At 71.7% G+C, this 13,474-nt stretch carries 11 protein-coding genes and 1 pseudogene; 5 read left to right on the top strand and 7 right to left on the bottom strand.

The annotated features are described in order from the left end of the window. Positions 1-134: 134 nt before the first annotated feature. Complete coding sequence (locus NQU54_RS10775; protein ID WP_232637623.1) at positions 135-899, top strand: SDR family NAD(P)-dependent oxidoreductase; 765 nt, start codon at positions 135-137, stop codon at positions 897-899. Between the two features lie 171 nt (positions 900-1,070). Here NQU54_RS10775 and zwf read toward each other — a convergent pair whose 3' ends face one another. The 3 genes from zwf to tkt are packed head-to-tail and all read right to left on the bottom strand — an operon-like array spanning position 1,071 to position 5,641. Then, positions 1,071-2,534 (bottom strand): glucose-6-phosphate dehydrogenase, encoded by a 1,464-nt coding sequence (gene zwf, locus NQU54_RS10770; protein WP_257630865.1) that lies wholly within the window; start codon positions 2,532-2,534, stop codon positions 1,071-1,073. Beyond that, positions 2,531-3,565, bottom strand: coding sequence for a phosphogluconate dehydrogenase (NAD(+)-dependent, decarboxylating) (gene gnd, locus NQU54_RS10765; RefSeq protein WP_306278573.1), 1,035 nt, complete (start codon positions 3,563-3,565; stop codon positions 2,531-2,533). The genes zwf and gnd overlap by 4 nt, the downstream gene beginning before the upstream one ends. A gap of 27 nt (positions 3,566-3,592) precedes the next feature. Beyond that, on the bottom strand, positions 3,593-5,641 hold the full coding sequence (gene tkt, locus NQU54_RS10760) for a transketolase (RefSeq protein WP_257630864.1): 2,049 nt from the start codon (positions 5,639-5,641) through the stop codon (positions 3,593-3,595). Positions 5,642-5,947: 306 nt separating this feature from the next. On the opposite strand from tkt, the gene NQU54_RS10755 reads away from it, so the two are divergent. Continuing rightward, the gene (locus tag NQU54_RS10755; protein WP_257630863.1) at positions 5,948-6,622 is read left to right on the top strand and encodes an HAD family hydrolase; all 675 of its coding nucleotides are present in this window, start codon (positions 5,948-5,950) and stop codon (positions 6,620-6,622) included. Between the two features lie 111 nt (positions 6,623-6,733). Here the strand turns inward: NQU54_RS10755 and NQU54_RS10750 are convergent, their stop codons facing one another. Then, positions 6,734-7,630, bottom strand: a complete 897-nt coding sequence (locus NQU54_RS10750) for an aldo/keto reductase (RefSeq protein ID WP_257630862.1) — start codon at positions 7,628-7,630, stop codon at positions 6,734-6,736. Here NQU54_RS10750 and NQU54_RS50015 point away from each other — a divergent pair. Further along, positions 7,551-8,887: pseudogene (locus tag NQU54_RS50015) on the top strand (LacI family DNA-binding transcriptional regulator). The gene NQU54_RS10750 and the pseudogene NQU54_RS50015 overlap by 80 nt on opposite strands. Positions 8,888-8,992: 105 nt before the next feature. Here the strand turns inward: NQU54_RS50015 and NQU54_RS10735 are convergent. Continuing rightward, the gene (locus NQU54_RS10735; protein WP_257630859.1) at positions 8,993-9,874 is read right to left on the bottom strand and encodes a LysR family transcriptional regulator; all 882 of its coding nucleotides are present in this window, start codon (positions 9,872-9,874) and stop codon (positions 8,993-8,995) included. Between the two features lie 80 nt (positions 9,875-9,954). On the opposite strand from NQU54_RS10735, the gene NQU54_RS10730 reads away from it, so the two are divergent. Next, positions 9,955-10,944, top strand: coding sequence for an EamA family transporter (locus NQU54_RS10730; protein WP_257630858.1), 990 nt, complete (start codon positions 9,955-9,957; stop codon positions 10,942-10,944). Next, positions 10,941-11,573, top strand: coding sequence for an NAD(P)-dependent oxidoreductase (locus tag NQU54_RS10725; protein WP_257630857.1), 633 nt, complete (start codon positions 10,941-10,943; stop codon positions 11,571-11,573). Before NQU54_RS10730 ends, NQU54_RS10725 begins: the two co-directional genes overlap by 4 nt. Here the strand turns inward: NQU54_RS10725 and NQU54_RS10720 are convergent. Continuing rightward, positions 11,567-12,751: an amidohydrolase gene (locus NQU54_RS10720; RefSeq protein WP_257630856.1), complete on the bottom strand. Its 1,185-nt coding sequence runs from the start codon at positions 12,749-12,751 to the stop codon at positions 11,567-11,569. The two genes, NQU54_RS10725 and NQU54_RS10720, sit on opposite strands and share 7 nt — an antisense overlap. After that, positions 12,693-13,355 (bottom strand): amidohydrolase family protein, encoded by a 663-nt coding sequence (locus tag NQU54_RS10715; RefSeq protein ID WP_257630855.1) that lies wholly within the window; start codon positions 13,353-13,355, stop codon positions 12,693-12,695. Before NQU54_RS10715 ends, NQU54_RS10720 begins: the two co-directional genes overlap by 59 nt. Positions 13,356-13,474 lie beyond the last annotated feature (119 nt).

Genomic DNA, 13,474 nt, shown 5'->3' with positions numbered 1-13,474 from the left:
CAAGTCCATTTTTTTCTTCGCACAGTGGCATGACCCCCGGGCGGATCCGGGCGGTGTCCCGCGCGGATGACCCGATCGAGGTCATGCCCGCAGGGCGTCGATGGTGCGGTGGACGAACGTGGCGGGAGCGCGTGATGAGTGGACGACTGCATGACAAGAGGGCCCTGGTGACCGGCGCCACCAGCAACATCGGACGGGCGATCGCGGAGCGGTTCGCCGCCGAGGGCGCACATGTGGTGGTGTCCGGCCGCAGCGCCGAGCGGGGCGCGGAGGTCGTCGACGCCATCCGCGCGCGGGGCGGCCGGGCCGACTTCGTACAGGCGGATCTGGACGGCAGCGCCGAGGCGTCCCGCGCCCTGGCCGAGGAGGCGGTGTCCGTGCTGGGCGGAGGCATCGACGTCCTGGTCAACAACGCCGGTATCTTCCCCGGTGACAGCACCCCGGACACCGACGAGAAGAGCTTCGACCGGGTCTACGCGGTGAATGTGAAGGCGCCGTTCTTCCTGACCGCCGCGCTCGCCCCGGCCATGGCCGAGGCCGGCGGAGGAGCGATCATCAACCTGGGGTCCTGGGTCGCCCGTCTGGGCATTCCCGTCGGCGCGCTCTACAGCTCCTCCAAGGGCGCGATGGAGACCCTGACCCGGGCCTGGGCCGCCGAGTTCGGCCCGCGGGGTGTGCGGGTGAACGCGATCTCCCCCGGGGTGGTCCACACACCCGTGCCCGGCGTGGCGCACCCGGCCGAGAACATGATGAAGGGCACCCCGGCCGGGGGCATCGGACACCCGGAGGCCATCGCACACGCCGCGGTCTACCTCGCCGGTGACGAGGCCGCGTTCGTCCACGGCATCGTGCTGGACGTCGACGGCGGGCGCACCACGGCGGCGGTCCTGGCGGCGTAGCCGCACACCACGGGCCGATTGGCGGGCCCACCCACCGGGGGTGCCGCGCCAGCCGTGCGCGGCGCCCCCGGACGCCGTAAGACGAGGCTGTCCGGTTCACCGAACTTCTCGATGACGATGGCACGCACGATATCGCTCCTGTCAGCGAGACCCCTTCCGCGGCGCCCGAGGTCATGCGCCGGTTCCGGACACGACCTCGGCGGCGTCCGGCAGATGCCACAGATCCGGTGCGATCAGTTCGCTGATGGCGGGCTCCGGGCCCCATGAGCCGGGGGCGTACGTCTGGATCGGCGGTGGGTTCTCCAGCAGGGAGGTCGACGCCGCCCAGATGTGTTCTATGCCGTCGGACCGGGTGAACAGCGACTGGTCGCCCAGCATGGCGTCCAGGATCAGGCGTTCATAGCCCTCGAGTCCATTGGCCTCGCAGTAGGAGCCGGCGTAGCCGAAGGCCATCGTGACCGGTTCGAGCCGCATGGCGGGGCCGGGCTCCTTGGCGAGGAAGCGGGTGGCGATCCATCCGGGGTCCCCGAAGTCGATCACGATCTTGTTGCCCCGGTACTTCTCCTGATCGGCGAGGTCGGTGGCGAACATCCGCAGGGGCGGCTCGCGCAGCCCGAGAGTGACCACCTGGCGCCCCTGTGCGAGGCGTTTGCCGGAGCGCAGGTGGAACGGGACTCCGGCCCACCGCCAGTTGTCCAGCTCCACCCGCAGCGCGGTGAACGTCTCGGTCTGCGAATCGGCGGCGACACCCGGTTCGTCGAGGTAGCCCTCGTACTGGCCGCGCACCACATGCTCGGGCCCGATGGGGCGCAGCGCCTCGAACACCTTGTCCTTCTCGTCGCGCAGTGGCTTGGCGGCGAGCGAGACCGGTGGTTCCATCGCCACGATGCCGAGCACCTGTATCAGATGGGTGACGACCATGTCCCGGAAGGCCCCGGTGCCTTCGTAGAAGTGGCCACGGCCCTCGATGCCGAGCGTCTCGGGCACATCGATCTGCACATAGTCGATGTGGTTCCGGTTCCAGATGGGTTCGAACAGACCGTTGGCGAATCGGAGGGCGAGGATGTTCTCCACCGACTCCTTGCCGAGGAAGTGGTCGATCCGGAAGACCCGGGATTCGTCGAAGACGGAGTGGATCGTCTCGTTGAGCGCCCGTGCCGACACCAGATCGGTGCCGAAGGGCTTCTCCACGATCACCTTGCCGTTCTCCGCCAGCCCCGTATCGCCGAGCATGCCGACGACGGACCCGAACGCGGAGGGCGGAATGGCCAGGTGGAACAGTCTGCGCGACGGCCCGCCGAGGGAGTCCTCCGCCGTCCGTACGGCCGCGAGCAGCGGGGCCGGGTCCTCGGGGTCGGCCGCGCCGAAGGACAGCGACTCCTCGAAGGTCTCCCACACCGGCCCGGACGGCTTGGACCGTCCGAAGGCGGCGATCGCGTCGTGCGCGAGGGCGCGGAACGCCTCGTCGCTCATCGCGGACCGGTGCGGGGTCGAGCCCACGATGCGGTAGCCGTCGGGCAGCAGGCCCGCCGTGGCGAGGTGGAACAGCCCCGGGAGGAGCTTGCGCTTGGCGAGGTCGCCCGTGGCGCCGAAGAGCACGATCACATGGTCGTCCGGTCCCGTCGGTCCCGTCATGACCCGGTCCCCTTCTCGGCGTGTCCGCCGAACTCGCTGCGCATGGCGGACAGGACCCGGTCGGCGAATTCGCCGAGGCCCCGGGACTGGAACCGGTCGGTGAGCGCGGTGGAGATCACGGCGGCGGGTACGCCCTCGTCGATCGCGGCCCGTACCGTCCACCGCCCTTCGCCGGAGTCCGAGACACGCCCGGTGAACTCCTCCAGCTTCGGCGAGCGGGCCAGTGCGTCCGCGGTGAGGTCGACGAGCCAGGAGCCCACGACCGAGCCGCGGCGCCACACCTCGGCCACCTCGCCGACGTCGATCTCGTACTGGTACGCCTCCGGCTCGCGCAGCGGGGTGGTCTCCGCGTCGGCGGTGCGCTTGCGCAGCCCGGCGTCGGCGTGGTCGATGATGCTGAGCCCCTCGGCGATCGCGGCCATCATTCCGTACTCGACCCCGTTGTGGACCATCTTCACGAAGTGCCCGGCTCCGTTCGGACCGCAGTGGAGATAGCCCTGGGGCGCGGTTCCGTCGCCGTGTCTGCTGGGTGTCGGCTCGGCGGAGCCGGTGCCGGGCGCGATGGTGCGGAAGATGGGGTCGAGCCGGGTCACGGGCTCGTGCTCGCCGCCGATCATGAGGCAGTAGCCGCGCTCGAGTCCCCAGACGCCGCCCGAGGTTCCGCAGTCCAGATAGTGCAGGCGGTGCGGGGCGAGCTGGGCGGCGCGGGTGATGTCGTCGCGGTAGTAGGAGTTGCCGCCGTCGATGACGGCGTCCTCCGGGTCGAGCAGCTCGGTGAGCTGATCGAGGGTGGGCTGTACGACGGCGGCGGGCAGCATGAGCCACACGGCCCGTGGCCGTTCCAGCCTCGCCACCAGGTCGCCGGGCGAGCGGGCGGCGACCGCGCCCTCGCCCTCCAGCTCCCTGACCGCGCTTTCGTTGACGTCGTAGACCACACAGCGGTGGCCGTCGCGCATGAGCCGGCGCACGAGGTTCGCGCCCATCCGGCCGAGCCCGATCATGCCGAGCTGCATGGGGGTGTCGGTAGCCATGTGCTCTCCTGTCGCGTCGTTGCCTTCTCAGCCCGAAGCCACCAGCTCGCGTGCCACCTGCGAGACGCGCTCAGGGGTGAATCCGAACTCGGTGAGCAGCTGTTTGAGGGGTGCGGAGGCCCCGAAGGTGTGCATTCCGACGATGGCCCCGGCGCTGCCGACATACCGGTCCCAGCCGAGCGTGGAGCCCTCCTCCACCGCCACCCGCCGCGTCACCGCGGGCGGCAGCACCTGATCGCGGTACTCCCGCGGCTGACGGTCGAACAGCTCCCAGCACGGCATGCTCACCACCCGGGACGCGATGCCCTCGGCGGTGAGCTCCTCGTGCGCGGCCAGCGCGAGCGCCACCTCGGAGCCGGTGGCGAGCAGAATCACCTCGGGCTCGCCCCGGTCCGCGTCGGCCAGTACGTAGGCGCCCCGCGCGACACCGCTCGCCGCGCCGAGCCGGTCGCGGTCGAAGGTGGGCAGGGCCTGGCGGGAGAGGACCACCGCGGCCGGCGCCCGGCGGAGGGCGGCGACCACGCGCCAGGTCTCGGTGACCTCGTTGGCGTCGGCGGGGCGGAACACGAGCAGCCCCGGTGTCGCGCGCAGCCCCGCGAGCTGCTCGACGGGCTGGTGGGTGGGACCGTCCTCGCCGACCCCGATGGAGTCATGGGTGAAGATGTGCACCGTGGGGATCTCCATCAGCGCGGAGAGGCGAATGGCCGCCTTGGCGTAGTCGGAGAAGATCAGGAAGCCGGACCAGTACGGACGGAGCTTCGTCAGCGCCATTCCATTGGCGACGGCGGCGGCCGCGTGCTCCCGCACGCCGAAGTGCAGATTGCGCCCGGACCGGTCGTCGGGCTCGAAGTCGCCCGCCCCGCCGAAGGTGAGCCGGGTCTTGGTCGACGGTGTCAGATCGGCGGACCCGCCCAGCACCCAGGGCACCGCCTTGGCCACGGCGTTCAGCACCCGGCCCGAGGAGTCGCGGCTGGCCAGGCCCTTCGGATCGGCCGGGAAGGTGGGCAGCGCGGACTCCCAGCCGTCCGGGAGCTCACGACGCTGGATCCGCTCCAATTCGTCGGCGAGATCGGGGTACGCGCTGCGGTAGGCGTCGAACGTCTTCTCCCAGGCGGTGCGCAGCTCGGCGCCGCGCGCCCCGATGCCCCGCGCGAACCAGTCGGGCACACCGTCGGGTATGTGGAACCCGGCGTCCGGCGGAATCCCGAGGACACGCTTGGTGGCCCTGACCCCCTCCGGCCCGAACGGCGCACCATGTGCCTTCGGCGAGTCCTCGACCGGCGAGCCGTAGCCGATATGGCTGTGGACGAGGATCAGCGTCGGCCGCTCGGTCTCGGCCCGGAAGGTGTGGAAGGCGCGGCTGATCCGGCCGAGGTCGTTGGCGTCGGCGACGGTGGTCACGTTCCAGCCGTAGGCCAGGAAGCGGGCGGCGAGGTCCTCGGTGAAGGTGATGTCGGTGTGGCCCTCGATGGTGACCCGGTTGGAATCGTAGATCCAGCACAGGTTGGACAGCCGCAGATGCCCGGCGAGCGAGGCCGCCTCCGAGGAGACGCCCTCCATCATGCAGCCGTCCCCGGCCAGCGCGTACACATCGAAGTCGAAGAGCGTGAAGTCGTCGCGGTTGAACCGCGCCGCCAGCCACTGGCCGGCGATCGCCATGCCGACGGAGGTGGCGACCCCCTGGCCGAGCGGGCCGGTGGTCGTCTCGACGCCGCTGGTCCACCGGTACTCGGGGTGGCCGGGGCAGCGCGAGTCGAGCTGCCGGAAGGACTTGAGATCGTCCAGGGTCACCGCCGGACGGCCCAGCACCTCGTAGTCGGGGTCGACCGTGCGGACGCCGGTCAGGTACAGCAGCGACCAGAGCAGGGCGGAGGCGTGGCCCTCGGAGAGCACGAAGCGGTCGCGGTTCGGCCAGATGGGATCGTCGGGGTCGAAGCGCAGAAACCGCTGCCACAGCGTGTACGCGACGGGCGCCATCGCCATCGGCGTTCCGGGGTGCCCCGAATTCGCCTTTTGGATCGCGTCCATGCACAGTCCGCGGATGGTGTTCACCGACAGCGTGTCCAGGTCGGTCATGGCTACCCCGCCCTCCGTGCGCTCGATGGGTGTCTGCGCTTGTGCGCTGCGTCGGCGGGCCTGGCGGAGGGGGCCGGAGCCGGCCCGTGGCCGCGTGATGAGGCCGGCCCGGTTCGGAAGGGACCGCCTTGCCAGGCACGCTGGTTGGGCGTTCAACCGGATGTGGGCCATCTCACTCGCCCACTCCCACCAGCCTAGGCTCGCCCGTATCCACCCTCAACTCCGGTCGGCGAGGCCGCCGCGCGACTGGCCGCTCCCGGTGCCATCGCGCACCCTGGAGGAGGCGGAACCGGAGGAGAACGAACCATGGCCGGACCGATAGCAGCGCTCTTCGACATCGATGAAACCCTGGTCCACACCGGAGGCTCGGGAAGGCGGAGTTGGGCCTGGGCCTTCGACCGGTTGCACGGCGTGGCCGCCGATATCGGCGAACACACCTCGGCCGGGGAGACGGATCCGCAGGTCGGCCGGAAGACGTTCCTTGCCGTGCTCGGCCGCGAACCCAGTCACGATGAGATGGCCCGCCTGTACGCCGCGTATCTGTGGCACCTCTCGGAGGACATCCCGGTATCGGAGGGGTACCGCGTCCTGGACGGCGTCGAGGACACCCTGCGGCGGATCACGGACGCGGGGATCATCCTCGGACTGATCTCCGGCGCGATGGAGGGCGCGGCCCGGATCAAGATGGAACGGGGCAGGCTGGGCCGCTACTTCGTGTTCGGCGCCTACGGCTCTGACTCCCCGGACCGGGCGGAGATCACCCGGCTGGCGATGGCCAAGGCCGCCCGGCTGCACGGGCACGACCTGACCCGCTCCGAGGTCTACGTGGTCGGGGACACCCCGCGCGACATCGAGGCCGCGCGCGCGGCGAACGCGACCGCGGTGGGGGTCGCCAGCGGCCACTACAGCGTCGAGGAGCTGCGTGCCGCACAGGCCGACCATGTGCTCACCGCGCTGACCGAACCGTTCCCGCGCATATGAGAACGGCCCGGGAGCGAACGGGGTCCCCGGTGCTCGGCCCGCCGCCCCGTGGGCGGCCTCCCCGCGCGGTGTACCGCTCGGCGCCGGGCTCCCCGGTTCGCCGGACACGGGTCATGACGATGTGAGCTCGTCGATCTCCGCACCGCTCAGGCGCAGTTGTGCCGCGGCCGTGTTGTCCTCCAGGTGGGCCACCTTGGAGGTGCCCGGGATGGGCAGTGTGACCTCGGAGTGGGCCAGGAGCCAGGCGAGGGCGACCTGGGCGGGGGTGGCGCCATGGGCGGAGGCGATGCGGTCGACCGGTCCACCGGGCCGGGTGAGACCGCCCGCGGCCACCGGGGCCCAGGGGATGAAGCCGATTCCGTGGTGGGTGCAGTGGTCGAGCACATCGGCGGAGCCGCGGTCGGTGAGGTTGTAGCGGTTCTGGACGGTGGCGATGTCGGCGATCCGCCGTGCCTGCTCGATCTGGTCGACGGTCACCTGGGACAGGCCGATCGCGACGATCTTGCCCGCGTCCTGGAGCGCCTTCAACTCCCCCACCTGGTCCTCCAGCGGAACCTGCGGGTCGACGCGGTGCAGCTGGAACAGGTCGATATGGTCCAGGCCGAGGCGCCGCAGGCTCAGCTCGGCCTGCTGGCGCAGGTACTCCGGACGCCCGACGGGCGGCCATGCCGCGGGGCCCAGGCGCACCAGCCCCTGTGCGGTCTCGATCACATCGGGGCCGCTGCGGGTGAGACCGGCCTTGGTCGCGATGAGGACATCGTCCGGGTAGGGGTGGATGGCCTCGCGGATGATCTCCTCGCTGACGTTCGGCCCGTAGGAGTCGGCGGTGTCGATCAGCTGAACGCCGAGCTCAACGGCGCGGCGGACCACGCGGAGGCACTCCTCGCGGTCGTCGGGTTCGCCCCAGACACCGAGTCCGGTGAGTCGCATGGAGCCGAAGCCGAGACGGGCGACCTTCTTGCCGGCGATCTCGAAGGTGCCGGTGGCGTGGACGAGGGATGCGGTCACGGGCGGAGGTTTCCTTCCACTGGGGTGGTGCGTTCGGGGTGGTGCGCCGTCCTCCGGGGTGGTGCGCTCGGGGTGGCGCGCTGTTCCGGCGCCGCGAAGCGCGGGTGGAGTCGTACGTGTCCACGGCTACCAGGCTCGGCAGGACATCGCGGCCGCGGGTGGCCGCGACGCACCCACCCGCGGGTCCCCCGGGCCCGCCATCCCACTTCGCCCGCCCTCGCGCGCGACATCGGCGGGGGCGCGGGCGCGTATTCTGCCGGGCGTGTCCAGGGTGACGATCGCGGATGTGGCACGGACGGCGGAGGTGTCGACCGCGACGGTGTCCAACGTGCTCAACGGCACGGGCCGGGTCTCGGAGTCCACGCGGGCCCGGGTGAAGGCGGTGGCGGGCGCGCTCGGATACGGCCCGGCGGGCGGCGGCGGGCGCACCCTCGGTCTCGCGGTGACCGCTCACGGCCAGAGCGCCTGGGACTTCGCGAGCGTGCCGTACTTCGCCCGGGCCATCAGCGCGGCCACCGTCGCCGCGCATCGGCGTGGCTACGCGCTGATGGCGATGCCCGCGGGGCCCGCCGAGCACAGATGGCGCACCCTGCCGGCCGCCGGGGTGGTGGTGCTGGACAGTCCGCCCAGCGACCCCGTGGTGCGGCTGCTGCGCGCCCGCGGGCTGCCGCTGGTGTTCGACGGCCGCCCCGGCGATCTGCGGGCTCGGGAGACGTGGGTCGACAACGACCACGAGGCCATGACCTGCCATGTCCTGGAGCATCTGGCCGGGCAGGGCGCGGAGCGGATCGCGCTGATCGCCGGGCCCACCCAGGAGTACTACAGCCGCGCGAGCGCGACCTCCTACCGGAGGTGGTGTTCGCGGACCGGTGTGCGGCCGTGCGTCGTCCCGTTCGACGCGGACGATGACACGGGACGGGGGCTGGACGCCCTGCTGACCGGGGAGGACGGGCCGGACGCGGTGTTCGGCCTGTACGACCCGTGCGGCCGTCAGGTCCTGGAGGCGGCCGCGCGGTGCGGTCTTCGGTGCCGGAGGACCTGATGGTGGTGTGCCGCAGCGAGGACCCGGCCTACGGCCGGACGGTCCCGCCCGTATCGACGGTGTCACTGGGCCCGGAGCAGGCCGGTACGGCGGCCGTCGACGCGCTGGTCAGCCTGGTGGAGGATCCCCCGCACACACCACCGCCCGTGGTGATCGGCACCCGGCTGGAGGTTCGGGTCTCCTCGATGCGGCGAGGCCGCCGGGACGGGGCGTGACGCCCTGCCGCCGCGGCTCAGGACTCCGTCGCGATTCAGGATTCCGTCGTGGCTCAGCTTCCGTCGCGGCTCAGGATTCGTCCCGGCTCAGGATTCCGTCGCGGCTCAAGATTCCGTCGCGGTGATGTCGAGTGCGGCGAGGAAGGCGGTCGCCGCGGGCGTACGCGTGAAGCGGCTCCAGATGACGTACTCGACGCGGGCCGGGGCGTCGGCCACCTCGATGGTGACGACACCGGCGAGCTGAGGCGCATAAGCCCTGGGGAGCATGGCCACGGCGAGACCCGGCCCGACGAGCCGGGCGATGAAGTCCGCGCTGGTCACTTCGAAGGCGACATCACGGCTGAGACCCGCGGCTTCGAAGGCCACGTCGGACTGGGCGCGTCCGGCCGTCCCGGCCGGGAGGTCCACGAACACCTCGGAGGAGAGCCTGCGCAGGTCGACCTCCGGCTCCCCCGCGAGTGGATGGTCCGGTGCGACCACGGCGACGAGCCGGTCCTGCGCGAGTTCATGGGCGGCCACGCCCCGCGGTCGTGCCGTGGTCGGCAGCCCGAGGAACGCCACGTCGATGGCTCCCTCCTTGACCTGCTCCACGAGGTCGTCGCTCGCGCCCACCCGCAGGCGGATGCGCACATGCGGATACCGCTCGCGGAAGTCCCGCAGCGCGCCCGGGATGTCGACGGCGGTGACGGTGGGGATCAGGCCCACGGCGAGCCGTCCGCGTACCTCTCCGACGGCCGCGGCGACCTCGGCGGCCGCTCGCTCCGCGGCGTCCAGACACTGGCGGGCGGCCGGGAGGAACGCCTCACCGGCCGGTGTCAGCCACACCCGGCGGCTGGTGCGCTCGAAGAGTCGCGCGCCGAGTTCCTTTTCCAGGCGGGCGATTTGGTGGCTGAGGGCGGACTGGACGACCAGACACCGTTCGGCGGCCCGGGTGAAGCTGTTCGTCTCGGCGACGGCGACGACATAGCGCATCTGCTGGAGCTCCATGGATCCATCTTGATTCGAGATCCATGAGGTGACAAACATGTGTTGGATTCATCAATCGCCGCACGGCGACACTTCGAGGCATGACACGTCACACCACACAAGTGGCTTCCGGCGGAGCCGGCGGTGTCCGCCGCGGAAACCTGCCGCGCACCGCCCTGACGGCGCTCGCCCCCTCGGTGTGGGGCACGACCTATGTCGTCACCACCGAGCTTCTCCCCCAGGGACATCCGCTCTTCGCGGGGTTCCTGCGTGCGCTGCCCGCCGGTCTGATCGGGCTGGCGATCACCCGGACGCTGCCGCGCGGAGCCTGGTGGGGCAAGGCCGCGGTGCTCGGCGTGCTGAACATCGGGCTGTTCCTCCCGCTGCTGTTCATCGCGGCCGAACGCCTCCCGGGCGGGGTGGCCGCCACCCTGGCGGCGGCCCAGCCGCTCGTCGTCGCCGTCCTGGCCGTCACCGTGCTCCATGAAGCCCTCTCCCTCTGGCGCCTCCTGTGGGGTGTGACAGGCGTCGCCGGCGTCGGGCTTGTGGTGATCGGGCCGAACGCGGCGCTCGACACCGTCGGCGTCGTGGCGGGGCTCGCCGGTGCGGTCACGATGGCGCTCGGCGTGACGCTCACCAAGCGCTGGGGGCGCCCCGCCGGGGTCGGCGCCACCGCCTTCGCCGGGTGGCAACTCACCGCGGGTGGCCTCTTTCTGCTGCCGCTCACCTTCCTGGCCGAGGGATCGCCTCCCGCGATCGGCGGCAGCGCCGCCCTCGGCTATCTGTGGCTGGGGCTGGTCGGCGGTCTGATCACCTACGCCCTGTGGTTCCAGGGCATCACCACCCTGCCCGTCGCCTCCGTCGCGGTTCTCGCCCTGCTCTCGCCGCTGGTCGCGGCCGTTCTCGGCGCCATCGTGCTGGACCAGACGCTCGGCCCGATCCAGCTCGTGGGGTTCGCGCTCTCACTCGCCGCGATCGTCGCGGGACAGCTTCCCCCGCGCACCCGGCGCACCCCGCGCGACCGGCACACCCGTAGCCCCCGTTCACACGACGCCGTCGCCACCCGCACTCCGGAAGGAAGACCTCAATGAAGATCGCCGTCGTCGGAGCCGCGGGCATGGTCGGCTCGCGCGTCGTCACCGAAGCCGCGAAGCGGGGCCATGACCTCGTCGCGGTGTTCCGCAAGAAACCACCGACCGCTCCGCCACCCGGGGTGGAAGCCGTCGAGGGCGATGCGAACGACCCCGGCCGCATGGGCGAACTCCTCCTCGGCGCCGACGCGATCGTGGCCGCCACCCGCCCCGCCCCCGGGCACGAACACACCGCCGTCACGACCACGACGGCGCTGCTCGCCGCTGCCGCCACGACCCGGACACGCATCCTCGTCGTCGGCGGCGCCGCGCCCCTGCGGGTCCCGGGCCACCCGGACCGGCTCGTTCTCGACAGTCCGGAGTACGTGCCGCCGCCGTACCGCGCCATCGCCGCCGCCAGCGCCGCGCAGCTGGACATCTGCCGAACGCACTATGCCGACTGGGTCTACCTCAGCCCACCGGCCCTCCTCGAACCCGGGCACCGCACCGGAAAGTACCGGCGCGGCACCACGACCCTCATCACCACCGCCGACGGCGCGTCCCGCATCTCGGCCGAGGACCTCGCCGTGGCCGTCCTCGACGAACTCGAAATCCCCGGCGAGGAACGGCACTTCACCGTCGGCTACTGAACGCTCCGCCGGACGTGCCCGGACCGCGCCCGACTTCCGCCGGTCCACGCGGGCCCGAGGGAGACCGGTCTACGCGGGGGCCCGAGGGAGAGGGGTGACGCAACGGGCCGTCGGCCGTGGCAGCCGCACGCGGCATGACGGCCGTGCACGGTGGCGAGGGAGGCCGGCCGGGCCGCCGCGAACGACGCGGCCGACGCCTGGGCGCCGGGCCGCTCCGCGTCCCAGATACGCCTGCCGCCCGCAAGCGTCAGGCGGACCTCCGTACCGGTGATGTCCTCGACCGGCACCCGGGTCACATCCCGGTCGAGCACGATCACATCGGCGGCCCGGCCCGGGGTGAGCACACCGGTCTCGTGGTCTATACGGAGCTGATGAGCCGAGCCCGAAGTGTGCATGCGCAGACTGGTCGAGCGGCTGATGTCCTCCCGCTCCGGATACAGCGCCCCCTCCTCGCCCCGCCGGTCGACGGCGGTGCGGATCTGGTTGAAGGAGTCGAGCCGATCCACCGGCCAGTCCGATCCCCCGGACAGCGCCGCGCCGTGCCGCTCCAGGCTGCGCGCCGGATACATCAGCCGGTGGCGGTCCGGGCCGATGTAGGGCAGCAGGGCGTCCATCGTCCACACATTGCGCATCGCCCACTGCAACTGCATACAGGCGACCACGCCCAGCGGCGCGAAGCGCCGGTAGTCGTCCGGGTGCACCAGTTGCAGATGGGCGATGGTGTGCCGGTTGCCACGGCGGCCATTGGCGCGTGCCGCCGTCTCGTAGCCGTCCAGCGCGGTGCGCACCGCGCCGTCGCCGATCGCGTGTGCGTGCAACTGCCAGCCGGCCCGGTCCAGGACGGCGGCCAGCCGCCCGTACTCGGTGGCGGTGACGTACAAGTCGCCACGGTTGTCGGTGGGTTTGCCGTTGGCGTCGAGGTACGGCTCCAGCAGCGCGGCGGTCTGCGCGGGGTGCTCGATCACTCCGTCGAGGAAGACCTTCACCGTCCCGAAGCACAGCCCCGGCACCTGGCCATGGGCCGCTCGCTGCTCGTTGACGTGGGCCAGCGCGGCCTTCGGGTCGCGGATGAGGTCGGTATCCAGGCGCAGCGCGGGAACGCCCCGCTGCGGCAGCCGGTCAGAGGCGGCCAGATCGGCATAGACGCCGAGGGCGCCGGGCTCGGTGGCCGCGTCCATGTAGGTGGTGATGCCGTTGGCCGCCGCCTGGTGGAGGGCCTTCGAGCCCGGTCGCGAGCGTCTTGTCCCGGTCGGGCGGCGGAATCACCGCCGCGACGATGTCCTGCGCGGTGTCCTTCAGCAGCCCGGACGGTGCTCCGGCCGAGTCGTGGACGATATGGCCCCCGGCCGGGTCCGGGGTGTTCGACGTGATCTTCGCCAGGTCCAGGGCGCGCTGGTTGACCCACATGTTGTGGGCGTCCGAGCCCTTGAGCGCGATCGGGCGGCGGGTCGGCAGCGCGTCCAGGACGCGGTGGTGGGTCTCGGTCCCGGCGGGCAGGCCCACCGGGTTCCAGTCCTCCACCACCAGCCATCCGCCCGGCTCCTGGCCCTCGCTCGCGTTCAGGAACCCGGTGAGCTTCGCAAGCGCCTCCTGCCGGGGCAGGTACGGCAGCCCGGTCAGCGCCTGCCCACCGTGGATGATCGTGGCGGCCGAACGGCGGGATCCGGGCGGGCGACGGCCGGAGGCGGCGAACGCGCCGGAGGGGACGAGGCCGAGGGCACCCGCGGCACCCGCCGCGCCCGCGGCCGCCAGCAGACGACGACGCGCCAGGTCAAGGCTCATGCTCACTCCCTGAGTGTGATGAGGTGTGACGCGTCAGCCTTGGTGATTAAGCACATAAGCAACAGCCATCCGGAACTGCCGATATGGCCCGTGGGCAATGGCATCGACAACGGATTCCG

Origin of the sequence: Streptomyces malaysiensis subsp. samsunensis (assembly GCF_024519315.1) — a bacterium.
Taxonomy (GTDB): Bacteria; Actinomycetota; Actinomycetes; order Streptomycetales; family Streptomycetaceae; genus Streptomyces; species Streptomyces malaysiensis.
Note: the sequence above shows the minus strand (reverse complement) of the source record. Positions and strands in the feature narration are given on the sequence as shown.